Source organism: Nocardioides carbamazepini (assembly GCF_024614185.1).
In the GTDB taxonomy this organism is placed as follows: domain Bacteria; phylum Actinomycetota; class Actinomycetes; order Propionibacteriales; family Nocardioidaceae; genus Nocardioides; species Nocardioides carbamazepini.
This window is the reverse complement of record NZ_JAHTLF010000013.1, coordinates 242,071-264,171: the sequence shown is the minus strand read 5'-3', so window position 1 is coordinate 264,171 and position 22,101 is coordinate 242,071. Positions and strand designations below refer to the sequence as shown.

The 22,101-nt window shown below is 71.0% G+C and carries 23 protein-coding genes and 1 pseudogene; 19 read left to right on the top strand and 5 right to left on the bottom strand.

The genetic code is table 11. The annotated features are described in order from the left end of the window. The first annotated feature begins 183 nt into the window (after positions 1 to 183). From ffh to KVF89_RS08150, 9 genes and pseudogenes are all read left to right on the top strand, one after another. The gene (ffh, locus tag KVF89_RS08190; RefSeq protein WP_257425257.1) at positions 184 to 1,761 is read left to right on the top strand and encodes a signal recognition particle protein; all 1,578 of its coding nucleotides are present in this window, start codon (positions 184 to 186) and stop codon (positions 1,759 to 1,761) included. Further along, positions 1,758 to 2,123 carry a PIN domain-containing protein gene (locus tag KVF89_RS08185; RefSeq protein WP_257424787.1) on the top strand — a complete coding sequence of 122 codons (366 nt, stop codon included), beginning with the start codon at positions 1,758 to 1,760 and terminating at the stop codon, positions 2,121 to 2,123. The genes ffh and KVF89_RS08185 overlap by 4 nt, the downstream gene beginning before the upstream one ends. Positions 2,124 to 2,173: 50 nt before the next feature. After that, the gene (locus tag KVF89_RS08180) at positions 2,174 to 3,247 is read left to right on the top strand and encodes an amidohydrolase family protein (RefSeq protein WP_257424786.1); all 1,074 of its coding nucleotides are present in this window, start codon (positions 2,174 to 2,176) and stop codon (positions 3,245 to 3,247) included. A gap of 164 nt (positions 3,248 to 3,411) precedes the next feature. Further along, the gene (gene rpsP, locus KVF89_RS08175) at positions 3,412 to 3,927 is read left to right on the top strand and encodes a 30S ribosomal protein S16 (RefSeq protein ID WP_257424785.1); all 516 of its coding nucleotides are present in this window, start codon (positions 3,412 to 3,414) and stop codon (positions 3,925 to 3,927) included. A 4-nt stretch (positions 3,928 to 3,931) separates the two neighbouring features. After that, positions 3,932 to 4,171: an RNA-binding protein gene (locus KVF89_RS08170; RefSeq protein ID WP_139622504.1), complete on the top strand. Its 240-nt coding sequence runs from the start codon at positions 3,932 to 3,934 to the stop codon at positions 4,169 to 4,171. 73 nt (positions 4,172 to 4,244) lie between these two features. After that, positions 4,245 to 4,853, top strand: coding sequence for a ribosome maturation factor RimM (gene rimM / locus KVF89_RS08165; RefSeq protein ID WP_257424782.1), 609 nt, complete (start codon positions 4,245 to 4,247; stop codon positions 4,851 to 4,853). Continuing rightward, a pseudogene (trmD, locus tag KVF89_RS08160) lies at positions 4,850 to 5,521 on the top strand (tRNA (guanosine(37)-N1)-methyltransferase TrmD); the annotation flags it as partial. The gene rimM and the pseudogene trmD, both read left to right, overlap by 4 nt. A gap of 12 nt (positions 5,522 to 5,533) precedes the next feature. Next, on the top strand, positions 5,534 to 6,037 hold the full coding sequence (locus KVF89_RS08155) for a GNAT family N-acetyltransferase (protein ID WP_257425255.1): 504 nt from the start codon (positions 5,534 to 5,536) through the stop codon (positions 6,035 to 6,037). 121 nt (positions 6,038 to 6,158) lie between these two features. Beyond that, on the top strand, positions 6,159 to 7,415 hold the full coding sequence (locus KVF89_RS08150) for an ammonium transporter (protein WP_257424779.1): 1,257 nt from the start codon (positions 6,159 to 6,161) through the stop codon (positions 7,413 to 7,415). Between the two features lie 66 nt (positions 7,416 to 7,481). Here KVF89_RS08150 and KVF89_RS08145 read toward each other — a convergent pair whose 3' ends face one another. Continuing rightward, positions 7,482 to 8,681 carry a Fic family protein gene (locus KVF89_RS08145; RefSeq protein WP_257424777.1) on the bottom strand — a complete coding sequence of 400 codons (1,200 nt, stop codon included), beginning with the start codon at positions 8,679 to 8,681 and terminating at the stop codon, positions 7,482 to 7,484. A 177-nt stretch (positions 8,682 to 8,858) separates the two neighbouring features. Between KVF89_RS08145 and rplS the strand changes: the two genes are divergently transcribed. From rplS to KVF89_RS08125, 4 genes are all read left to right on the top strand, one after another. Continuing rightward, positions 8,859 to 9,221, top strand: coding sequence for a 50S ribosomal protein L19 (rplS, locus tag KVF89_RS08140; RefSeq protein WP_257424774.1), 363 nt, complete (start codon positions 8,859 to 8,861; stop codon positions 9,219 to 9,221). A 104-nt stretch (positions 9,222 to 9,325) separates the two neighbouring features. Beyond that, complete coding sequence (gene lepB, locus KVF89_RS08135; RefSeq protein ID WP_257424772.1) at positions 9,326 to 10,198, top strand: signal peptidase I; 873 nt, start codon at positions 9,326 to 9,328, stop codon at positions 10,196 to 10,198. Between the two features lie 18 nt (positions 10,199 to 10,216). Continuing rightward, on the top strand, positions 10,217 to 10,891 hold the full coding sequence (locus tag KVF89_RS08130; protein WP_257424771.1) for a ribonuclease HII: 675 nt from the start codon (positions 10,217 to 10,219) through the stop codon (positions 10,889 to 10,891). 9 nt (positions 10,892 to 10,900) lie between these two features. Beyond that, a complete protein-coding gene (locus KVF89_RS08125; protein ID WP_215817211.1) occupies positions 10,901 to 11,209 on the top strand; it encodes a DUF2469 domain-containing protein in 309 nt (102 codons plus the stop codon). A gap of 13 nt (positions 11,210 to 11,222) precedes the next feature. Here the strand turns inward: KVF89_RS08125 and KVF89_RS08120 are convergent, their stop codons facing one another. Beyond that, a complete protein-coding gene (locus KVF89_RS08120) occupies positions 11,223 to 12,485 on the bottom strand; it encodes a pilus assembly protein TadG-related protein (RefSeq protein ID WP_257424769.1) in 1,263 nt (420 codons plus the stop codon). After that, entirely contained in the window at positions 12,473 to 12,979 is a 507-nt protein-coding gene (locus KVF89_RS08115; RefSeq protein WP_257424768.1) for a TadE/TadG family type IV pilus assembly protein, read from the bottom strand. The genes KVF89_RS08120 and KVF89_RS08115 overlap by 13 nt, the downstream gene beginning before the upstream one ends. 392 nt (positions 12,980 to 13,371) lie before the next feature. Here KVF89_RS08115 and KVF89_RS08110 point away from each other — a divergent pair, with 392 nt between their 5' ends. Both KVF89_RS08110 and KVF89_RS08105 read left to right on the top strand, forming a co-directional pair. Continuing rightward, positions 13,372 to 13,791 (top strand): TadE/TadG family type IV pilus assembly protein, encoded by a 420-nt coding sequence (locus tag KVF89_RS08110; protein WP_257424767.1) that lies wholly within the window; start codon positions 13,372 to 13,374, stop codon positions 13,789 to 13,791. A gap of 57 nt (positions 13,792 to 13,848) precedes the next feature. Then, positions 13,849 to 15,612, top strand: a complete 1,764-nt coding sequence (locus KVF89_RS08105) for a Tad domain-containing protein (protein WP_257424766.1) — start codon at positions 13,849 to 13,851, stop codon at positions 15,610 to 15,612. A 122-nt stretch (positions 15,613 to 15,734) separates the two neighbouring features. Here the strand turns inward: KVF89_RS08105 and KVF89_RS08100 are convergent, their stop codons facing one another. After that, on the bottom strand, positions 15,735 to 17,159 hold the full coding sequence (locus KVF89_RS08100; RefSeq protein ID WP_257424765.1) for an HNH endonuclease signature motif containing protein: 1,425 nt from the start codon (positions 17,157 to 17,159) through the stop codon (positions 15,735 to 15,737). Between the two features lie 247 nt (positions 17,160 to 17,406). On the opposite strand from KVF89_RS08100, the gene KVF89_RS08095 reads away from it, so the two are divergent. Genes KVF89_RS08095 through KVF89_RS08080 form a run of 4 tightly spaced genes read left to right on the top strand, consistent with a single transcriptional unit; the run spans position 17,407 to position 21,465 of the window. After that, a complete protein-coding gene (locus KVF89_RS08095; RefSeq protein WP_257424764.1) occupies positions 17,407 to 17,772 on the top strand; it encodes a YraN family protein in 366 nt (121 codons plus the stop codon). Further along, positions 17,772 to 19,388 (top strand): YifB family Mg chelatase-like AAA ATPase, encoded by a 1,617-nt coding sequence (locus KVF89_RS08090; RefSeq protein WP_257424762.1) that lies wholly within the window; start codon positions 17,772 to 17,774, stop codon positions 19,386 to 19,388. The genes KVF89_RS08095 and KVF89_RS08090 overlap by 1 nt, the downstream gene beginning before the upstream one ends. Then, positions 19,385 to 20,533, top strand: coding sequence for a DNA-processing protein DprA (dprA, locus tag KVF89_RS08085; protein ID WP_257424761.1), 1,149 nt, complete (start codon positions 19,385 to 19,387; stop codon positions 20,531 to 20,533). Before KVF89_RS08090 ends, dprA begins: the two co-directional genes overlap by 4 nt. Further along, the gene (locus KVF89_RS08080; RefSeq protein ID WP_257424759.1) at positions 20,530 to 21,465 is read left to right on the top strand and encodes a tyrosine recombinase XerC; all 936 of its coding nucleotides are present in this window, start codon (positions 20,530 to 20,532) and stop codon (positions 21,463 to 21,465) included. Before dprA ends, KVF89_RS08080 begins: the two co-directional genes overlap by 4 nt. Here KVF89_RS08080 and KVF89_RS08075 read toward each other — a convergent pair. Next, complete coding sequence (locus KVF89_RS08075) at positions 21,382 to 21,972, bottom strand: peptidoglycan DD-metalloendopeptidase family protein (protein ID WP_257424758.1); 591 nt, start codon at positions 21,970 to 21,972, stop codon at positions 21,382 to 21,384. The genes KVF89_RS08080 and KVF89_RS08075 overlap by 84 nt on opposite strands. Between the last annotated feature and the right edge of the window lie 129 nt (positions 21,973 to 22,101).

Sequence of the window (22,101 nt, the reverse complement as noted above, 5' to 3'; positions counted from 1 at the left end):
TCCTCCTTGCCCCCTGCGGGGTGCCCCCGATGGCACTCCCGACCTCCGCGCGGCGTGCCGGGCACCCGCGCAGTACCCTCGGACCTCCGGCGCAGACGTCGGGCATCGGAGCACTGACGGCTACGATCGGTGGTCGAGACCCTCCACTTTTCTACCGACGACTCCGACGAGGACGCAACGCTCTTGTTCGCCACACTTTCCGACCGGCTCACCGCGACCTTCAAGAACCTGCGCGGCAAGGGACGGCTCTCCGAGGCCGACATCGACGCGACCGCCCGGGAGATCCGGATCGCCCTGCTCGAGGCCGACGTCGCCCTGCCGGTCGTCAAGGAGTTCGTCGCCGCGATCAAGGAGCGCGCCCGCGGCGAGGAGGTCAGCGGTGCGCTGAACCCCGCCCAGCAGGTCGTCAAGATCGTCAACGACGAGCTGGTCGAGATCCTCGGCGGCGAGACCCGGCGGCTGCGCTACGCCAAGTCCGGGCCGACCGTCATCATGCTCGCCGGTCTGCAGGGCGCCGGCAAGACCACCCTCGCCGCCAAGCTCGCCCTCTGGTTCAAGGAGCAGGGCAAGACCCCGATGCTCGTGGCCTGCGACCTGCAGCGGCCCAACGCCGTGCAGCAGCTCCAGGTCAACGGCGAGAAGGTCGGCGTCCCCGTCTACGCGCCCGAGCCCGGCAACGGCGTCGGCGACCCGGTCTCCGTCGCGAAGGCCTCCATCGAGGAGGCCAAGCGCAAGCTGCACGACGTCGTGATCGTCGACACCGCGGGCCGTCTCGGCGTGGACGCCGAGATGATGGCGCAGGCGGCCGGCATCCGCGACGCCGTCCGGCCCGACGAGGTGCTCTTCGTCGTGGACGCGATGATCGGTCAGGACGCCCTGGTCACCGCGCAGGCGTTCCTCGACGGTGTCGGGTACGACGGAGTGGTGCTCACCAAGCTCGACGGTGACGCCCGCGGTGGCGCCGCACTGTCGATCCGCCAGGTCACCGGCAGGCCGGTCATGTTCGCCTCCTCCGGCGAGAAGATGACCGACTTCGACGTCTTCCACCCCGACCGGATGGCCTCGCGCATCCTGGACATGGGCGACGTGCTCACCCTGATCGAGCAGGCCGAGAAGGCCTTCGACCAGGAGGAGGCGCTCAAGGCCGCGGAGAAGCTCTCGGGCGGGGACTTCACGCTCGACGACTTCCTCTCGCAGATGCAGCAGCTGAAGAAGCTCGGCTCGATGCAGAAGATCCTCGGGATGCTGCCCGGCATGGGGCAGATCCGCGAGCAGCTCGAGAACTTCGACGACCGCGAGATCGACCGGGTCGAGGCGGTCATCCGCTCGATGACCCCCGCCGAGCGGGCCAACCCCAAGCTCATCGACGGCTCCCGCCGCGCCCGCATCGCCAAGGGCTCGGGTCGCACCGTCTCCGACGTGAACCAGCTCGTCGACCGCTTCTTCGAGGCGCGGAAGATGATGATGCAGATGGCTCGCGGCGGCGGGATGCCCGGGATGCCGGGCATGCCCGGGATGCCCGGGATGGGTGGTCCGGGAGGCGGAAAGCGGGTCAGCGCCAAGCAGAAGGCGAAGCAGACCAAGGGCAAGGGCGCCCGCCGCTCCGGCAACCCGGCCAAGGCCGCCCAGGAGGCCGCCGCCGCCAAGATGAGGGCCGACGAGGCGAAGCCGAACCCGTTCGGCATCGGCGAGGACATCGACTACGAGGCCGCTGCCGAGAACCTGCAGCTGCCGAAGGACTTCTCCAAGTTCCTCAAATGAGCACGCTCATCGTCGACGCCGCCAACGTCGTCGGTGCGCGCCCCGACGGCTGGTGGAAGGACCGTGCCGGGGCCGCGGCGCGGCTGCACGAGCAGCTCCTCGTCGCCGACGTCGAGTTCGACGTCGTCGTCCTCGTGCTCGAGGGGCAGGCCAAGGGCGGCGTCCGCGCCGGGCGGGACGCGCACGTCCGCACCGTCCACGCGCCCAGGGACGGCGACGCCACGATCGTCGCCGAGGCCCGCAAGGCGGCCGACCAGGGCGGCCGGGTCGTCGTGGTGACGGCGGACCGGGCCCTCGACGCCCGGGTCCACGGGGTCGGTGCCACCACGCTGTCGCCGACCTGGCTGCTGTCCCGGCTCTGACCCCTTTGGGGGGCACCGGCGGGTCCGGCGGCGTTGATAGCGTCGCCCGCGTGAGTGCACTGAGGTTCTCCGGTCCGGTCCTGCCCGACGGCGAGGCGCGGGAGGTGTACGTCGTCGACGGCCGGATCACCTACGAACGTCCCGCGGGTGCCGAGAGCGCCGGCGAGGGCTGGATCGTCCCCGGCCTGGTCGACGCCCACAACCACCTCGGTCTCGAGGACGGGGGAGCCGTCGACGACGCGGAGATCGAGCGCACGGCGATCGCCGACCGCGACAACGGCGTCCTCCTCACCCGCGACTGCGGCTCCCCGGCCGACACCCGATGGGTCCAGGATCGCGAGGACCTGCCCCGGCTGATCCGCTGCGGGCGCCACGTGGCGCGGACCAAGCGCTACCTGCGCAACTACGCCCACGAGGTGGAGCCCGACGGCCTGGTCGACGTCGTCGCCGAGCAGGCGGTCGCCGGCGACGGCTGGGTCAAGCTCGTCGGCGACTGGATCTCCCGCGACGACGGCGACCTCGCGCCGTCGTTCCCCGCCGACGCCGTCGCCGCCGCGATCGGGGTCGCCCACGCCGAGGGTGCGAAGGTCACCGCCCACTGCTTCGGCGCGGACTCGCTCTCCCCACTCCTCGACGCGGGCATCGACTGCATCGAGCACGGCACCGGACTGACCACGGCGCACCTGGAGCAGATGGTGGCGGGTGGCGTCGCGCTGGTGCCGACGGTGCTGCAGACCAGCAAGTTCCCGGAGTTCGTCTCCGCCGCACGCGACAAGTTCCCGGCGTACAGCGCGACGATGGAGGCGCTCCACGCGACCCGCCGCGAGGTCTTGATGAATGCCTACGACGCCGGTGTCCAGATGTACGTCGGCAGCGACGGTGGCGGCTCGTCCCGCCACGGGGTCCTCCACGAGGAGATCCTCGCGATGGCCGCGATGGGTCTCCCGAACGCGTACGTCCTCGGCGCCGCCTCCTGGCGCGGGCGGGCCTGGCTCGGCTGGAACCCGGGGCTCGACGAGGGCGATCCGGCCGACTTCGTGGTCTACCCGAGGAACCCGGTCGACGACCTGTCGGTGCTCGCGGAGCCGTCGCGGGTCGTCCTGCGCGGCAAGGTGGTCGCCTGATTTCTGCTGGGCGGGCCTGCCGTGGCAGACTTGGCGGCTGAGTTCTGCGCCTTCCGGTCCCTCTCAACCGGTGGGTGCGGCGCCCATCGAGTCCGGGCCCCGGTGTCCCCACCTGGTCGCCCATGCTCACCCACCACAGATTCCGAAAGCGAGACACCACGAACGTGGCCGTCAAGATCCGTTTGAAGCGCCTGGGCAAGGTCCGGGTTCCGCAGTACCGCATCGTCATCGTCGACTCGCGCAAGAAGCGCGACGGCGCGGTGATCGAGGAGATCGGCAAGTACCACCCCAAGGAGGACCCGTCGTACATCGACGTCGTCTCCGACCGGGCGCAGTACTGGCTCGGCGTCGGCGCGCAGCCGTCCGAGGCCGTCGAGGCGATCCTCAAGGTCACCGGTGACTGGCAGAAGTTCAAGGGCATCGACGGCGCCGAGGGCACCTTGAAGGTCAAGGAGCCCAAGCGCGACAAGCTCGAGATCTTCAACGAGGCTCTCAAGGACGCCGTCAACGAGCCCAAGGCCTCGGCGACCACCGCGAAGAAGAAGGCCGAGAAGAAGGCCGACAAGGTCGAGGAGAAGGTCGAGGAGAAGGTCGAGGCCGCCGCCGAGGAGACCCCTGCCGAGGAGACCCCTGCCGAGGCTCCCGCCGAGACCCCGGCCGACGAGAACGCCGAGGCCTGAGCCGATGCTGGCTGACGCGCTGGAGCACCTCGTCCGCGGAGTGGTCGACCACCCCGACGACGTGGTCGTGCGCGACAAGCAGCTGCGCCGCGGGTCCGTGCTCGAGGTCCGGGTCCACCCCGACGACCTCGGCAAGGTGATCGGCCGGAGCGGTCGCACGGCGACCGCGTTCCGCACGGTGATCTCCGCGATCGCCGGCAACAGCAGCACCCGGGTCGACTTCGTCGACACCGACAGGCGCTGAGCAACACGCACCGCGACGACGGGCGCTGCCATGATGGCGGCGCCCGTCGTTCATTTCCACAGGGAGGACAGCAGTGGTCTCGACAGGCTCGACCGGTGAAGGCTCGATCGAGGTCGTGGTGGGCCGCATCGGCAAGCCGCACGGCATCCGCGGCGAGGTGACCGTCGACGTCCGCACCGACGAGCCCGAGCGCCGGTACGCCGACGGAGCCGTCCTCGACGTCGAGGCGCCCCGCGGCTCGGCGTTCGCCGCCCGCACGCTGACCGTGGCCCGCACCCGGTGGCACCAGGGCGTGCTCCTCGCGACCTTCGCCGAGCTGACCGACCGCACCACGGCCGAGTCCGCGCGCGGCGTGGTGCTCCGGGCCGTCGTGCCGGCCGACGAGACGCCGGCGGACCCCGAGGAGTTCTACGACCACCAGCTCATCGGCCTCGCGGCGTACGACGTCGAGGGGACCCATCTCGGCGAGGTCGCGGGTCTCGTGCACGGCGCGCAGGACCTGCTCCGGATCACGACCCTCGACCGCCGCGAGGCGCTGGTGCCGTTCGTGAGCGCGCTGGTGCCCGAGGTCGACGTCGCCGCCGGTCGCGTGGTCATCGCCGACCGGCCGGGCCTGGTCGCCCCGTTCCCCGACGACGAGGACGACGAGGACGGCGAGGACGACCAGGGAGCCGGGGCGTGAGACTCGACTACGTCTCGATCTTCCCCGACTTCTTCGCGCCGCTCGAGCTCTCCCTGCCGGGCAAGGCGGCCGACAAGGGACTGCTCGCGTTCGGCGTCCACGACCTGCGTGGCTGGACCCACGACCGGCACCACACCGTGGACGACACCCCGTACGGCGGTGGTGCCGGCATGGTGATGAGGCCCGAGCCGTGGGGTGAGGCCTTCGACGACCTGCTCACGCCCGGGAGCACGGTCGTGTTCACGACCCCGTCGGGCGAGCCGTTCGACCAGCGCCTCGCCGAGGAGCTCGCCACCCGTGAGCACCTCGTCTTCGCGTGCGGCCGCTACGAGGGCATCGACCAGCGCGTCATCGACCACGTGCGCGAGGTCGCCGAGGTCCGCGAGATCAGCCTCGGCGACTACGTCCTCAACGGCGGCGAGGTCGCCGCGCTGGCGATCACCGAGGCCGTCGTCCGGCTGTTGCCGGGCTTCATGGGCAACGCCGCGTCGCTGGTGGAGGAGTCGCACGCCGCGAGCGGGCTGCTGGAGTACCCCGTCTACACCAAGCCGCCCGCGTGGCGCGGCCACGAGGTCCCCGCCGTGCTGCGCTCCGGCGACCACGGCAGGGTCGCGGCCTGGCGCCACGAGCAGGCGGTCCGCCGCACCGCGGAGCGCCGCCCCGACCTGCTGACGCCGTCGGTGCTCGACGACGGCACCCCGATCGTCCGTGCCACCCCCGGCGACGCCGGCGAGCTGCTCACGCTGCAGCGCGCCTGCTGGGTCCAGGAGGCGCTCGCCAACGACACGGTCGACATCCCCGCGCTGCACGAGTCGCTCGACGACGTGCGCGCCTGGCTGGGGGAGTGGGACACCTATGTCGTCCGGCGCGCCGGACGCCTCGTCGCCGCCGTCCGCGGCCGGGTCGAGCACGGCGACACCTGGGACATCGGCCGGATCATGGTCGCTCCCGACCTGCAGGGCAGCGGCCTGGGCCGCACTCTGCTGGACCACATCCAGGCGGTCGCCCCGGCCGGCGTGGCGTCGTACGTCCTGTTCACGGGCGCGGCCAGCGCCCGCAACCAGCGGATGTACAAGAAGGCGGGGTTCCGGCTGCGCCGCGACCTCCCGGCACCGCCCGGAGCGGTCGTGCTGACCAAGAGCGCGCGGCGTCACAAGGCTGATACACAGCCGGCACACCTGTAACCCACCGGAAACACCGTCCGGACTCCGGCGAAACGCCTCGCCGAGATGCTCTCGATCGGACGTGGACAGCGGCGCTGCTGCCCCACGCCACGGATTCCCGAGTAGAGCAAGAGGTTCGCTTATGTCCGACGTACTCGCGTGGCAGCTCATCTGTGCTGCCTTCGTTCTGTTCATGACGCCTGGTCTGGCCTTCTTCTATGGCGGCCTGGTCAAGCAGAAGTCGGTCGTGTCCATGATGATGCTGAGCTTCGGCTCGATCGCCGTCGTCACGCTGCTCTACGTGCTGATCGGCGGCACGGGCATCGCCGGCAACGGCACGGACGGTGGCAGCAAGCTGTTCGGCAACCCGTTCCAGGACTTCGGCATGTCCGACCTGATGACGGGCGTCGGTGGCGGTGACGCGGCGAACGCCTTCGGCGGCCACGCGTTCCTCGTGGCGTTCTGCATCATCACCGTCGCGCTGGTCTCGGGAGCCGTCGCCGACCGTGCCCGGTTCTGGCCGTGGATGCTCTTCGCCGCGCTGTTCACCACCTTCGTCGTGTTCCCGACCTTCCGCTGGATCTGGGGCATCAACGCCGACGGCGAGTTCTACGGCTGGCTCGCCAACGACGTCTGGGGCCTCGGCCAGGGTGCGCTCGACTGGGCAGGCGGAACCGTCATCCACCAGTCCGCCGGTGCCGCGGCCCTCGCCCTCGCGCTGGTCCTCGGCAAGCGCAAGGTCGGCTTCTCGAAGGAGGAGAGCGTCGCCCACAACGTCCCGCTGGTACTCATCGGTGCCGCGATCCTGTGGTTCGGCTGGTACGGCTTCAACACCGGTGTGTTCGGTGCGGACGAGGGCCAGACCTCGCTCATCTTCTTCAACACCCTGGTCGCCCCGGCCGCCGCGCTGCTCGGCTGGATCGCGGTGGAGGCGGTCAAGGACGGCAAGGCCACCGCGGTCGGCGCCGCCTCCGGCATCGTCACGGGCCTGGTCGCGATCACCCCGGCCTGTGCCTTCCTGACGCCGGTCTGGGCCATGATCCTCGGCCTGGTGGCCGGTGCCATCTGCGCCTTCGCCGTCGACCTCAAGTTCAAGCTCGGCTTCGACGACACCCTCGACGTCGTCGGCATCCACCTGGTCGCCGGCTTCATCGGCTGCCTGTGGGTCGGCATCTTCGGCGCCGAGGCGCTCACCGGTGGCAGCCTGGTCTTCGGCGGCGAGATCAAGCTGTTCCTGGCCCAGCTGCTCTCCTCGCTCACAGTGATCGCGTTCTCGTTCGTCGTCACCTTCGTGTTCGCCACGGCGATCGAGAAGACGATCGGCTTCCGGGCCAAGGAGGAGGACGAGATCGCCGGCATCGACCTCGTGCTCCACGGCGAGGGCTACGCGCTCGACTGACAGCCGTTCGTACGCCGCAGCAGGCCCGTCCCGTTCGCCGGGGCGGGCCTGCTGTGTTTTTCGCCCCTAGGACCGCATCCTGCGGGCCGACTCCTGGATCCGCGTGCTCAGGTCGGTCACCTCGTCGAGGACCGCGCCGGCCAGCCACACCGGGGCCCGCCGCGAGCGGGGTGCGCGGCGCAGCACGCCGGCCGTGGCCAACGTGTCGATCACGGCCGCTGCCTCGTCGGGGGACACGTCGATCCGCCCGGCCACCAGCGCCGCGTTGACGATCGGCTCCTCGACCAGCAGGTCGAGCGTGCGGTGCCCGGCCGTGCCGGGCCGTGATCCGCCGATCGCGACCGCCCAACCCGCGCGGATCTCGTGCAGGCGGGTCGCCGTCACCCAGGACTCGGCGGTGGCGATCCGCACCGCGGAGGCCAGCATCGCGACCATCGTGCGGGCAGTCCCGGCGCGGTAGTCGACGAGCGCGGCGAAGTAGCGCTCGCGGTGGGCCACCAGAGCCGACGCGATGGGCACGGTGAGGTGCCGGGTGGCCCGTCGGCGGCGCAGCACCGCGTGGATCAGGGTGCGGCCGATCCGCCCGTTGCCGTCGATGAACGGGTGGATCGACTCGAACTGGGCATGCGCGACCGCGGCCTGGACCACCGGCGGCACGTCGTCGCGGTCGGCGTACGCGAACAGGTCCTCGAGGTAGCCGGGCACCGTCTCCGGCGGCGGCGGCACATGCAGCGCCCCGAGCGGGGACCAGTCGCTCCCGCCGACCCAGTTCTGCGTCGTGCGGATCCGGCCGGCGCGGTGCGCCTCCGACGGGGTACGGCGGAACAGGTCGTGGTGGGCCCGCAGGATCGCCTCCGGCCGGATCGACCGGGTCCTGTCCGCGTCCCGGATCATCCGGGTGAGCGCGGCGGTGGCCGAGACCATCGAGACCGCCGAGGCGTTCGCGCCGACGCCCAGCAGCGCGCGGCCGTAGTCGGCCAGGCTGGCGTCGACGTTCTCGATCTTCGAGGAGTCGACCGCCTCCGTGCGCAGCTGGAGGTGGTTGAGCGCGCTGAGCGTCCGGCCGTGCACGAGGTCGAGGTGGCTCAGGTCGCCGGCGCAGGCGCTCGCCATGGCGCTCAGCGCCCGGTCCATGGGCAGGTCGAGCTCCGCGACGTACGGCGGCAGCGCGACCTCGACCTCCCGGAGCCGCCGGTCCTCGCGGGGCCCCCGGGGCGTGCGCTGCTGCCAGGGCCGCACCTCGGTGGTGTGCGGTGCCCAGTCCATGGCGCCATCCTCGCAGCCGGCCGTTGCCGGCAGATTTCGTGGAGCCCGGCGAGGTGTGGGAGGATCGCTGGTCGGTGTCGCGGACGCTTCTGCCACAGGGGAACCGCCGACCGTGACGCCCGACTCCTAGTCCACCACCCAACCGCGGCTGACCTGTGCGCACTCGCGAGGAGAACCATGAGCAACCCGAGCCCCGCCCTGGTCACCGACCTCGGCAACGCCGTCAAGCGCGACGACGTCCCCGCCTTCCGCGCCGGTGACACCATCAAGGTCCACGTCAAGGTCATCGAGGGCAGCCGCTCCCGCGTCCAGGTCTTCCAGGGCGTCGTGATCCGCATCCACGGCTCCGGTGTCGGCCGGACCTTCACCGTCCGCAAGGTCTCCTTCGGCGTGGGTGTCGAGCGGACCTTCCCGCTCCACTCGCCGATCTTCGAGTCGATCGAGGTCGTCACCCGCGGTGACGTCCGCCGCGCGAAGCTGTACTACCTGCGCAACCTCACGGGCAAGAAGGCCAAGATCAAGGAGCGCCGCGAGGTCTGAGCCTCGGGAGGCTCAGCCTCCGAGCAACGCTTCCACGAAGGCCCGACCGTCACGGTCGGGCCTTCGTGCGTCTGCGCTAGGCGGCACTCCTAGACTCCTACCTCGTGACGACCGACGACACCGCACCGGACTCCGCCGCCGAGGTCCCCGAACCTGAGGCGACCGATCCGGCGGGCTCCCGGTCCGCTGCTCCGAAGCGCAAGCACCTACCGGTCTGGCAGGAGAGCATCCTGCTGCTCGCGGTGGCGCTGGGCCTGGCGATCGTCATCAAGGCGCTGTTCATGCAGGCGTTCTACATCCCGTCGGAGTCGATGGAGCCCGGCCTGGTCAAGAACGACCGGATCCTGGTCCAGAAGGTCTCCTACTGGTTCGGTCGGACGCCGCACCGCGGCGACGTCGTCGTGTTCAAGGATCCCGGCGAGTGGCTGGGGTCCGCCGACAGCCAGGGTCCGACCGGGTTCGCCAGCCTGCTGTCCAAGGTCGGTCTCTACCCGACCGGCGGCCATCTCGTGAAGCGCGTCATCGGCACCGAGGGCGACGTCGTCGAGTGCTGCGACGAGCAGGGGCGGATCAAGGTCAACGGCAAGGCGATCGACGAGTCCGACTACCTGGGTCCCGATCCCGGCAAGTGCAACGCCGAGATCAGCGACTGGGTCAGCGAGGCCGACACCGCGATCGAGCGTCCCTGCAGCTGGACGATCGGTCCCATCCCGAAGGGCAAGCTCCTCGTCCTCGGCGACAACCGCGGCCACTCCGCCGACTCCCGGGCCCACCTGTGCGGCGCCGAGGAGGACCCCTGCACGCAGAGCCCGTGGGTCGACACCGACCTCGTCGTCGGCAAGGTCTTCACGCTGATCTGGCCCCGTGACCGGTGGCGCTGGATCAGCCGCCCCGAGGTGTTCGAGGGCATTCCCGACAACCCGCCGGCCGACCTGCTGGAGAAGGCGGAAGAGGCCGACGCCGTACCCGGGACGTAGCCGGAGGGAGGCAGGGGCATGTCCACGCTGCCCAGAGGAGCGACGGTACGACGCGACGCCGGGATCTACGGCTACGAGCGGGTCCTGCGCCGGCACGGGTTCGAGCCGATCGCGGGGGTCGACGAGGCCGGCCGTGGTGCCTGCGCCGGTCCGCTCGTCGCGGGCGCGGCGATCCTGCCCGCAGGCAAGGCCGGGATCGTCCCCGGGCTCGCCGACTCCAAGCTCCTGACCCCCGCCGCCCGGGAGCGCTGCTACGACCAGATCGTCAAGCGGGCACTCGCATGGTCGGTCGTGGCGATCTCCCACGACGAGTGCGACCGCCTCGGCATGCACGTCGCCAACGTCGAGGCGCTGCGCCGTGCCGTCGCCAAGCTGGCCCTCCCGCCGTCGTACGTCCTGACCGACGGCTTCCCCGTCGACGGCCTCGGTGTCCCAGGCCTGGCGGTCTGGAAGGGTGACCGGGTCGCGGCCTGCGTCGCCGCGGCCTCGGTGCTGGCCAAGGTCACCCGGGACCGGATGATGCTCGACCTCGACGAGCAATGGCCGGAGTACGACTTCAAGACCCACAAGGGCTACATCACCGCGACCCACTCCGCCGCGCTGGAGGAGCACGGGCCGTCGCCGATCCATCGGATGCGGTTCGTCAACGTGCGACGCGCGGCGGGAGTCGAGCCGCTGCCGGCCGAGGGCTAAGGTTGCCACGTGAGTGCCGAGGAGCTCGAGAAGTACGAGACCGAGCAGGAGCTGAACCTCTACCGGGAGTACCGCGACGTCGTCGGCATCTTCAAGTACGTCGTCGAGACCGACCGTCGCTTCTACCTGTGCAACACCGTCGACGTGAAGGCCCGATCCGAGGGCGGCGACGTCTTCTTCGAGGTGACGATCACCGATGCCTGGGTGTGGGACATGTACCGTCCGGCTCGCTTCGCCAAGAACGTCAAGGTGCTCACCTTCAAGGACGTGAACGTCGAGGAGCTCGCCACGTCCGACCTGGAGCTGCCGAAGTCCTGAGCCGAGCAGGAGGTCACTCGCTGAGGTGCAGTCCCTCCGGCGGCCGGCGCCACTCGCGATCCAGGCCGTTGGTGACCTTCAGGTGCGATCTCTCGCCGTTCATGTAGAGGCTGTTCACGATGATCGAGCCGCTGGTGACGCCGTTGCCCGAGTTCCCGTTCGCGTAGAGCATCGAGCGGAGGGCGTAGATGCTGCCCGCGATGTTGGTCTCGCCGTTGCCCTGCACGTGGATCGGCTGGGTGTTGTTGCGGTCGTAGACGATCGCCAGGTCGCCGAAGCCCGGTGCTCCCGCTGTGAGCGTGAGCTCGTTGCCGTTGCTGGCGTTGAACTGGCCGCCCGGCTCACCGGCCTGGGCGCAGGCCCGGGGTGCGGTGGGGGACCCGCACACGGCGTACAGCGTCACGCCGGTGCCCCGGAAGACGGTGTTGTTGCCCATGTCCCAGACACCCGTGAGGACGTAGAGGCCGGGAGCCAGGACACAGGTCTCGTTGTTCCCGAAGGACTTCGAGCCGTAGACACCGGGACCGTCGGTGCACGGGTTGGTCCGGGGCAGGCCGGAGGGCGGAGGCAGCGCGAAGGACCCCAGCGGATCGCCCATCGGCTGCGACACGGTCTCCGCCTTCGGCTCGTAGTTGCCGGTGGCGCTGTCCTCGACGGTGATCTGGTGGCCGATGGCCTCGACGTGTCCGTTCGGGCCGGTCGACACGCTGCCGTTGAAGTGCACGCTGCTGGCCGTCACGGTGGCGTCACCGTTGCCGAGCGTGTGCGGCCCCTCGCCGAGCACGCACAGGGAGCAGCGGAAGACGACGCCGGGGTCGAGCTTCGCGATCGCCGAGGCCGCGATGGTGATCTCGTCGACGCCGGCCAGGCCGGCGAAGGCCGTCGGCACCCGTCGGCTCGGCACGCGGACCCGGACCTGGGTGGGGTGCTCGGCGTCATCGAACGACACGCACGGCGAGGAGGAGGCGACCGGCAGCGCCGCCGGATCCGTGCAGCCCGCCCACGCGGACGCGGCCACGCCGAAGTTCCGGGCTGCGTACGACGTCGCGGCACTCACCGCTGCCGTGAGGTCGGGCTCGCCGTCCTCGGCATAGAGCACGTTGGCGGCGGCGAGGGCGGACGCGTCGGCGGCGTTCTGCGCCTGCCCGCGCACGTCCCTGGCGAGGCCCAGGTCGATCACGAAGGACGCGGCCACGAGCAGCACGACGGCGAGGAGCGCCGTCACGACGGCGACGGCGCCCCTCTCGTCGTCCGCCGGACCGCTCAGCCGCACCATGACCAGCTCTGTCCGCTCGGAGCAGTCTCCGCCGATCCGGTCCCGGTCGGCTTGGTGGCGTCCTGCTCGATCGACATCTGCAGGCTTGCCCGGACGTAGCCGTCGTTGGGGAGCGGCAGCATGCCGAAGTCGCTGCGGGAGCGCACCAGCACGCACACCCGCAGCGCATTGCCCCGGGACCAGCCGTCCGGGGCGGAGACGTTGACGTAGGTGTCCGCCGGAGCCGTCCCGATCATCGTCTCGGCGGTGCAGGTGACGGTGGACCAACCTGTCGTCGTACGGCACGCGGAGGGGGCCTTGGTGACCACGGCCATCCGGGCGGTCTCCCGGACGCCCTGGTGGGCGTTGAGCGAGTCGTTGAAGTAGAGGCCGTACTGCAGGATGCCGAAGACGAGCAGGACGAGCAGCGTGCCCACGAGCGCGAACTCGACCGCGGCCGCGCCGCGGTCCGTGCCCGGCTCGTCGCCGCGACGCGCGTACCGTCGCCGATCCATCTCAGCCTCCCCCTGCCGGCCCGAGAATGAGCCAGGACTCCCGCCTCGATTGTCGGCGCTGCTACCGCCCACCGGAGAGGTTGGCGGCGGTTACCCAGTGGTATCGGCGAGATTCGGCCGACCGTCAGGCCACCTCCTGACGTGAGCGCGTCAGGGGGCTGATCCGAATTGACGACGTCGGACGGGACATCGTCCTGTGTGCCGGACCCGGGGCCCGCGGCGTCAGGTAGTCATCACGGACTACTCCCTCCGGACTACCCCGACCGGGCCGTCCGGGCACAATGATCCGGGAACTGCTGCCAGCGTGCTCCCGACACCACTACTCTCGGCCCAGCGCCGCTTGGGGGCGTCATGGGAGCGAGTCCGGGGGAGGCCGGCCGATGAGGCGTTGGGTGCTTGAGGCAGGTGGGTCGTCCCGCGAGCGCGGGGCGGCGGCCGTCGAGTTCGCCCTGATCCTGCCGGTTCTGATGCTGATCGTGGTCGGCATCATCAACTACGGCGACATGCTGAGCGTGCGCCAGTCGGTGAGCCAGGCCGCGTCGGAGGGCGCGCGTGCTGCGGCGGTGACGCCAGGTGCGGACGGAGCCAAGATCGACGCGGCCAAGGTGGCGGCTCGCGCCGCCGTCTCCGCTCAGGGGCAGAACTGTGCAGATCCGGGTTGTCCCGCGGTCAGTATCGCGGCCTGCGCCGGAGAATCGACCAAGCAGTGCGCAACCGTGACGGTCGAGATCGCCTATAAGGGCCTGATCCCAGGCTTCGGCCTGATTCTCCCGGACAAGCTGAAGTACACCGCAGTTGCGAGGGTGAGCTGAATGCGTTGCCGGCAGCACGACGAGCGCGGGGCGACGGCCGTTCTGCTGGCTGCGCTGATGTCCACCGTGCTGATGGTGTCCGCTGCCTTCGCGGTCGATCTGGGCCAGCAACGTGTCGTTCGAAGAGATGTGCAGGCAGTGGCCGACATGGTCGCTCTCGACCTCGCTCGCGAGCTCAACGGAGGCAAGGCCAATGCCTACGACAAGGCCGCGCTCGACGCGGTGAAGAACGCCAGCGTCGCTCGCAATAGCAGCGCGTTGGGCGGTCGACTTGCCAACGGCGACGTCACCTGGGAGTTCGTCAAGGCTGGCACCGGCGGGCATTGGGAGGTGATTCCGAACAACTCGACCACTGAGGTCCCGACCGCTGTTCGAGTAGCGGCGAAGTCCGACACGGCCTTCGCGTTCGGCGGCGTCACCGGAACAAAACGGGGCGAGGGAAGCAGATCGGCTGTCGCATCCTCGAATGAAGCCTCGGTGTGCTTCTCCGTCGGCACGAATCTGCTTGACCTCAACACGTCCAACAACTTCTTGGTCCAACTGCTGGAGAACATGCTCGGGATCAACCTCCTCGACGTCTCCACCTCGGTTGTCGGGCCGGGCGGGATCGTGGCTCTGCAACAGGCCCAGATCCCACTCATCGACCTCTCGGCGGCCCTCGGTGTCGGGACCGTCGATGGACTGGTGACGTCAGACGATCCGATTACCATCGGTGAGTTGTTGAGTGCCTCGGCCGTGGTCTTGAGGAAGGAGCCGGCAAGCCTGGCCGACATCAGCGCGGCGGCGATTCTCGACGCGCTGGTCCTGCAAGCAACGCTCGCGACGCCAACCCTCGTGATCTCGGAGATTCTTGACCTCGGCCCGAACCCCGGCAGCGCGCTCACTGCCGAACTCGGCGTGCTCGATCTCCTCAACGCGGTGGTCTACGTGGCAGGACAAGACGCCCAGGGCGATCCGCATGCGGTGGGGGCGAGCCTTCCCCTGAACCTCGGATCGCTCGGCACTCTCACTACTGATGTCTCGATCATCGCGATCCCCAAGATCGCCTGCGGCAATCCCAACCGTCCCGGGCCGGATCCCGTCGAGGCGACCTCGGCGCAGATCGAGTTGACGACCACCCTCAATCTTCCGGCTGGAGCGGGACAGCTCGTGGGCAATCTTCTCGCGGGTGTGAACAACCTGTTGGAGGGATTGCTGGGCGGTCTTCTCGGCACCCATATGCAGCAGGTCAAGCCGAACTCGATGACCTCGCGGCTGCGGCTCACGGTGACAGCGGCCAAGTCGAAAGCAACCCTGAAGAGCCAAACGGGCAACGTCTGCAGCTCGTCGGGTTCGGTGGGCTTCGACGTGCTGCCCAGCGTTGCGTCGGTGACGGCAGCGCTCGACCTCAGGTACCAACTGCAGCAGAAGAAGCGGTCCTCGATCTTGGCCCTCTGGCCGGCGAACTGGACCGATCTGCCCCCCGTGGACTCGACTCTCCTCGGTTTGCACGCCAACGTGGGTGACCCGGCGCCGTACGCCGTGACGCTGAACTACCCGGCGCCCCCCGCCGAAGAGATGCCCTACAACACCAAGGCGGTGAGTCCGCTCAACATCCAGTTCGCGGTGACGTCGTCGGACGAGTCCTTCATCGGAGGAATCGTCGGCAATCTCTTGGCGCCGGTTCTGGAGAACCTGGTGAGGCCCGTGGTCAACATCTTGAACGCGGCTTTGCTGCCGGCTCTCACCAGTCTCCTCGGCAAGTTGGGCATCGAACTGGGGAAGACCACGTTGAAGGCGAGTGGCCGGCCGGGCTGCGGGACGCCCAAGCTCGTCGGATGAAGATCCCACGGACACGTCTGTAACGGGAACATCGGCCGCCCCCAGAGGCGGTCACCGCCCCCGCCCTGACCGGCTCCGGCAACTGGCGAGCGCAGATCTGGCTGATCGCGGAGCGTGCCCGCTCAGGCGGCACTGGGTGGAGAGGTCGCCCGTGGTCGGGCGGGTGCGTAGGTGACTCGGCCGTGGAGTGAGTCGAGGGTGGCGCGTGGTGGTGGGGTCCAGACGGGTTGTCGGGTGTCCTCATCGATCTTCACGACCCAGGGGGTGTGGTGGAGGACGGTGTGGTGGTGTCGGCAGACCATCACGAGATTCGACAGCGCGGTGGTGCCGCCGTCGGCCCAGTGGGTGATGTGGTGGGCGTCGCAGGCCAGGGGCATGCGGGTGCAGCCGGGGAAGGCGCAGTGTCGGTCGCGGACGATGAGGGCCAGCCAGAGGGCGGCGGTCACCAGGCGCTGTGTCCGTCCGACGTCGAGGACCTGGCCGTGTGCGCCGAGGACGGCGGGGATGATCTCGGCGTCGCAGGCCATGCGTCGTACGGCGGTGGCGGAGAGGCGGGCACCGGTGGGGGTCTGGCCGGGTTTCGCGTAGCCGGCGTCGATGACCTGCTGGCGGAGTGACTCGTGGTCGATGAGGACGACCACGCGGGGCTTGGTTCCGTGGTCGCGGGGCAGGTCGTCGGTGGCGGCGAGTCGGTCGCAGGCGTCGACGAGGGCGTCCCACAGGCGGGCGCCCGGGTCGCGGGGGTCGGAGCCGTCGTGGCCGCAGCCGGGTTCGAGACAGGGCTGCTGGGTCGAGACGCCGTCGTCGTCGAACATCGGCTGACCCGGTTGGCGGTTGATGCCGCCGCAGGCTCCGGGCTCGGTCGTGACGGGTGCGGCCAGAGGATGCAGGGTGGTCTTGATCGCCTCGGCGTCCTCGATGGTGCCGTAGCCGGTGACCTTGACCCCGCCGAGGCCGTCCTCGGCGAAGCGGAGGTGGCGGGCGTGGTGGGCGCCCTTCTCGCGCTTGGCGCGTTCCTTGTCGAGGTCGATCAACGTGCCGTCGGGGTCGTGCTGACGGACGACCTCACCGAACGTGGCCTGCAGGTCGGTGGCGTCGAGGCTGTGGGTGGTGGCCAGGCCGAGCATGGCGTCGGCCACCTGCTCGCGGAACTCGGGCACCCGGGGCAAGGTGGCGACCTTGTCGGCGATCACTCGCGCCTGGGGCAACGTGATCCGCCCGTCCTCGAGCGCGTCTCGGACCGTGGGTAGGCCGGCGAGCCGTTCGGCGGCGCGGACCAGTCCGCCACCCACGCCCTTGTGGGCACCGAGCAGATGGGTCAGGTAGTCCTTCGCGGAGGCCCATCCGGTCTCGAGGAGGACGTTGTCCCCGTCGAGGCGTCCTGCGATCCCGACCAGCGCGGCGTCGACCAGTCCTCGGGCGGTGGCCACCGCGGCGGCGATCTCGAGGGTCTCGGGGCCGGACAGGTCGGCCCATGAGGTCTGGGCCAGCTCCTGGGCGCGCGCGACCACGGTGGTGGCCGTGTCGAGCGCTCCGGGAGAAGTCATGCGCTCATCCTATCGAACACATGTTCGAACAATCAAGACTCCTCGCGCCCCCCCAGGTGGTGTCTCAGGACATCGGTGACAGTTCTGCATCAGGACATCGGCGACCTGACGGTGATGCCGCCACATGACCACCTCTGGTCACGGCAGGAGCCGTTGGGCCTCCACAGGGGACGTATCGGCACCGGTTGTCCCCAGGGAGGCGGGGGTCCGGCGTCCGATCTCGCGGACGCGGGCCACGCTGGCCGGCATGACGACAGCACAGGCACGCCAGGCGATCGGCGCCTACGGTGAGGACGTGGCCGCTCGCCACCTCGGTGAGCTCGGGATGACGGTCCTGGAGCGGAACTGGCGATGCGGCGAGGGCGAGATCGACATCCTGCTGCGCGACGGGTCGACCCTCGTCGTGTGCGAGGTGAAGACCCGCACCTCGCTCGTGGCCGGCACTCCGCACGAGGCGATCACGGACGCCAAGCTCGATCGTCTCAGGCGATTGGGGGAGAGGTGGGCGATCGAGAGGGGCGTGCGACCCGACGGGATCCGCATCGACCTCGTCGCCGTGCTCCGGCCCCGGCAGGGGCCGGCGGTCGTCGATCACGTGCGGGGGTTGTCCTGATGCCCTTCGCGACCGCGTGCTGTGTCGCGCTCGACGGAGCGGTCGGGCACCTCATCGACGTCCAGACCGACGTGTCGGTCGGGCAGCCGACGACGGTGGTCGTGGGGCGGGCCGACTCGCTCCTGCGCGAGGGCGTCGACCGGGTCCGGATGGCGCTGATCAACTCCGACCTGCGGTGGCCCGCGACCAAGCGGTGCACCGTCCTGTTCTCGCCGGCCGATCTCCGGAAGTCCGGCACGCACTTCGACCTGGCGATGGCGGTCAGCCTGCTGGCGGCGGACGGGCAGCTGGAGCCCGCGTGGCTCGACCGGACCGCCTTCGTCGGCGAGTTGACCCTGGCGGGTGGGCTCCGTCCCGCACTGGGCGTGCTGCCGATGGCACTGGCCGCGGCGGCGGGCGGCGTCCGCCGCATCTACGTCCCCGAGCCCCAGGTCCGCGAGGCGATGATGGTGCCCGACCTCGAGGTCATCGGTGTCCGCTCCCTCGGGCAGGTGGTCGCGTCGCTCGGTGGCGAGGAGCCGCCCCCGGCGCCACCGGTGGCCGCCGCCACCGGGCTCCGGTTGGTCACGTGGCGCGGCGACGAGCGCCTCGACGAGCTCGACCTCGCCGACCTGCGCGGGATGACCGAGGAGAAGTACGCCGTCGAGGTCGCCGCGGCCGGAGGCCATCCGGTGCAGCTGTCGGGACCCAAGGGATGCGGCAAGACCAGCCTGGCCGAGCGCCTGCCCACCATCCTCCCGGACCTCACGTCGGAGGAGTCGCTGGAGCTGACGGCCCTCCACTCCCTGGCCGGCGCGCTCGACCCCGGACAGGGGATGGTCCTCCGTCCTCCGTTCGCCGCGCCCCACCATGACGCCAGCAAGGTCAGCGTGGTCGGGGGCGGCTCCGGGCGGGTGCAGCCCGGCGAGATCAGCCGCGCCCATTGCGGCGTCCTGTTCCTCGACGAGTTCCCGCTGTTCCGCTCCGATGTCATCGAGGCGCTGCGGCAGCCGCTCGAGAACGGTGACGTCACCGTCGCGCGGCGCGACGAGTCGGTGACGCTGCCCGCCGGCGGCATCCTGGTGCTGGCGAGCAATCCCTGCCCCTGCGGCAACTTCACGCGGGCGGCGCGGTCCAACCGATGCACGTGTGCCGAGACCGTGCGTCGTGCCTACCGCGCGCGGATGTCCGGTCCGATCATCGACCGGATCGACATCGTGCGCCATGTGCAGCCTGCGTCGCCCGCCAGCCACGACCCCTTCCGTGCCGTCGAGTCGTCGGCCGAGGTGCGCGAGCGGGTGGCGGCCGCGCGAGCGCGGCAGGCGGACCGGTTCGTGGGGCGCAGCTGGCGGTTGAACGCCCACATCCCGAGCCCGCGCCTCAAGGACACCTGGCCGCTGCCGACCGCGGCCCAGCAGCTGATCGACGCCGAGATGCTCGCCGGCCGGCTCAGCGCCCGCGGCGCCGTGCGGGTCCATCGGCTGGCGTGGACGGTGGCCGACGTGCGCTCGGTCCGGACCGGTCGTGACGTCGAGCCCGACGTCGACGAGGTGCGGACGGCGCTGCGCCTCCGGTCCGGCCAGGCGCTGGACCTCGCCATGTTCCAGCCCCGGTCCGGTGTGGAGGGGGTCGCATGACGGTCTCCGACGAGGAGCGGATCGCCCGCGTCACGATCAACATCGTCACCGAGCCGGGTGACCTCCGGTGCCTCGGCCTGACCCGCGAGCTCGGAGGCATCCGATTCCTCGAGGTGCTGCGGGAGCAGCCCGACCTGAGGCCCGCCTTCGTCGCGGCCGCCGGTCGGCTGGCCGGCGCGCAGCCGGAACGCGTCCTCGAGGACGCCGCTCGCCGAGGCATCAGGTTCGTGGTCCCCGGCGACGACGAATGGCCCTCCTCGCTCGACGACCTGGCCGACGCCGGCATGCTGCATGCCCGCGGGGAGGTCCCGGTCGGCCTGTGGGTCCGGGGTCCGATCCGGATCGACCGGCTCGGTGCCGCGGTCGCCGTCGTAGGCTCGCGCTCCTCCACGTCGTACGGCGACGAGGTGGCCGGCGACATGGCGGCCGTCCTCGGCGCGGCCGGATGGACGGTGGTCTCGGGGGCGGCCTACGGCGTCGACTACGCCGCGCACCGCGGGGCTGTCACCGCCGACGGTCGCACCGTCGCCGTCCTCGCCTGCGGGGTGGACCGCCCCTATCCGCTCGCCCATCGGCAGATGCTCGATCACCTGGGCGAGCACCACGCCGTCGTGTCCGAAGCGCCGCCCGGGTCCGCCCCGCTGAGCATCCGCTTCCTCGCCCGCAATCGGCTGATCGCCGCCCTGACGCGCGGCACGGTCGTGGTCGAGGCGGCCGTCCGCAGCGGCGCGCTGAACACCGCGTCCTGGGCCGACCGGATGCACCGGACCGTGATGGGGGTGCCCGGACCGGTGGTCAGCGCGGCCTCCGAGGGAGTGCACGAGCTGATCCGTGCAGGAGGTGCCTCGCTCGTCACGTGCGGTGACGACGTGCTGGAGCTCCTCGGCGCGCCGGGCGAGCACCTCCTCGACGTCCGGCGCGCGCCGGAGGCGCCGCGCGACCGGTTGACCATCCGCGCCCGACAGGTGCTCGACGCCGTTCCCGTCTCCTCGCCGGCGAGCGCCGCGTCGGTCGCGCGGGTCGCGGGCCTGGGTGCCGACGAGGTCGAGCAGCTCCTGGACGGACTCGCCCGCGACGGACACGTCGAGCGGCTGCCGTCGGGCTGGCGGCTGGGAGAGGACGCGCGCTCTACGATCGATCAATGACCGACGAGGCGGAGCACGCGCTGCCGGAGGTGTTCGCGCGCACGCTCGCCGACTACGAGCGCCATCTCGTCGCCGAGCGTGACCTGGCTCCGCACAGCGTCCGGGCCTACCTCGGTGACATCGCGGGACTGGTCGAGCATGCGGACCGGCTGGGCCTCGTCGACGTGACCGAACTCGACCTGCGGAGCCTGCGCAGCTGGCTGGCCAAGCAGCAGAGCCTGGGCCTGTCGCGCACCACCCTGGCCCGACGGGCCACCGCCGCGCGGGTGTTCACCGCGTGGCTGGCCCGGACCGGACGGATCCCGAACGACGTCGGTTCGGCCCTCGGCTCGCCCCGGCCGCACCACCCCCTGCCGGAGGTCCTGCGGGTGGACGAGGCCACCCGGCTGATCGGCGCGGCGACCGAGCTCGCGGACGACGGGAGCGCGGTCGGGCTCCGCGACGTCGCCATGCTCGAGCTGCTGTATGCCACGGGGATGCGCGTCGGGGAGCTGTGCGGCCTCGACGTCGACGACCTCGATCGCGATCGCAACGTCGTCCGGGTGTTCGGCAAGGGACGCAAGGAGCGCACCGTCCCGTTCGGGCAGCCGGCGGCCGCGGCCCTCGACCGCTGGCTGGCCCAGGGCCGTGGCGAGCTGGCGCGGCAGGGGTCGGGGCCGGCCCTGTTCCTCGGGGCCCGTGGCGGCCGGATCGACCAGCGGGCCGTGCGGACGCTGGTGCACCGTCGGCTCGCCGACGTCCCCGGCGCGCCCGACCTCGGACCGCACGGGCTCCGGCACACGGCGGCCACCCATCTGCTCGAGGGCGGGGCCGACCTGCGCTCGGTGCAGGAGCTGCTCGGCCACGCGTCACTCGCCACCACCCAGCGCTACACGCACGTCACCACCGACCGGCTGCGCCGGGCCTACCAGCAGGCCCATCCACGGGCCTGAGGTCCGCGGCAGCCGGTTCCGGGGCAGGTCGCGCCACAGCGGCAGCAGTCGCACCGGCCCGGCGCCGACGAGACGCAGCGGGTCGAGGTAGGTCTCGCCGTCGATCCAGCCCCAGTGCAGGCAGGTGCGAGGAAGACAGTGGGACCCGATGGACTCGAGCGTGCCGAGCACCGCGCCGCCCGCCAGCTCGGCGCCGACGGCGGCCGAGGACGTGACGGGCTCGTAGGTCGTCCGCGTGGCACCGTGCCCGACCACCACGATCCCGCGCCCGGCGATCCGGCCGGTGAACACCACCTGCCCGGGCAGCGCGGTCCGCACCGGCTGGCCCACGCGCCCGGCCAGGTCGACGCCGCGGTGGCCGGCGCCGTAGGGGGAGTCGGGCGGGTCGAAGTGGCGGACCACCTCCGGGACCGGCTGGAGCGGCCACGCGCCGACCGGGTCCTCGGCCCGGGCTGGGGACGGGACCAGCAGGATGAGGGCGGTGGCCAACGCGAGGAGTCGTGTCATGGCGGCAGCATGCGCGCCGACGGGGACGGAGCGAGGTGGGCGCCGTCCCGTCTGTGGACGACCCGGGGGAGGACCGGGGCTGGGGAGGGGCGAGGGCACGGATTGGTACGTCGAGTGCCTGACGTCGTA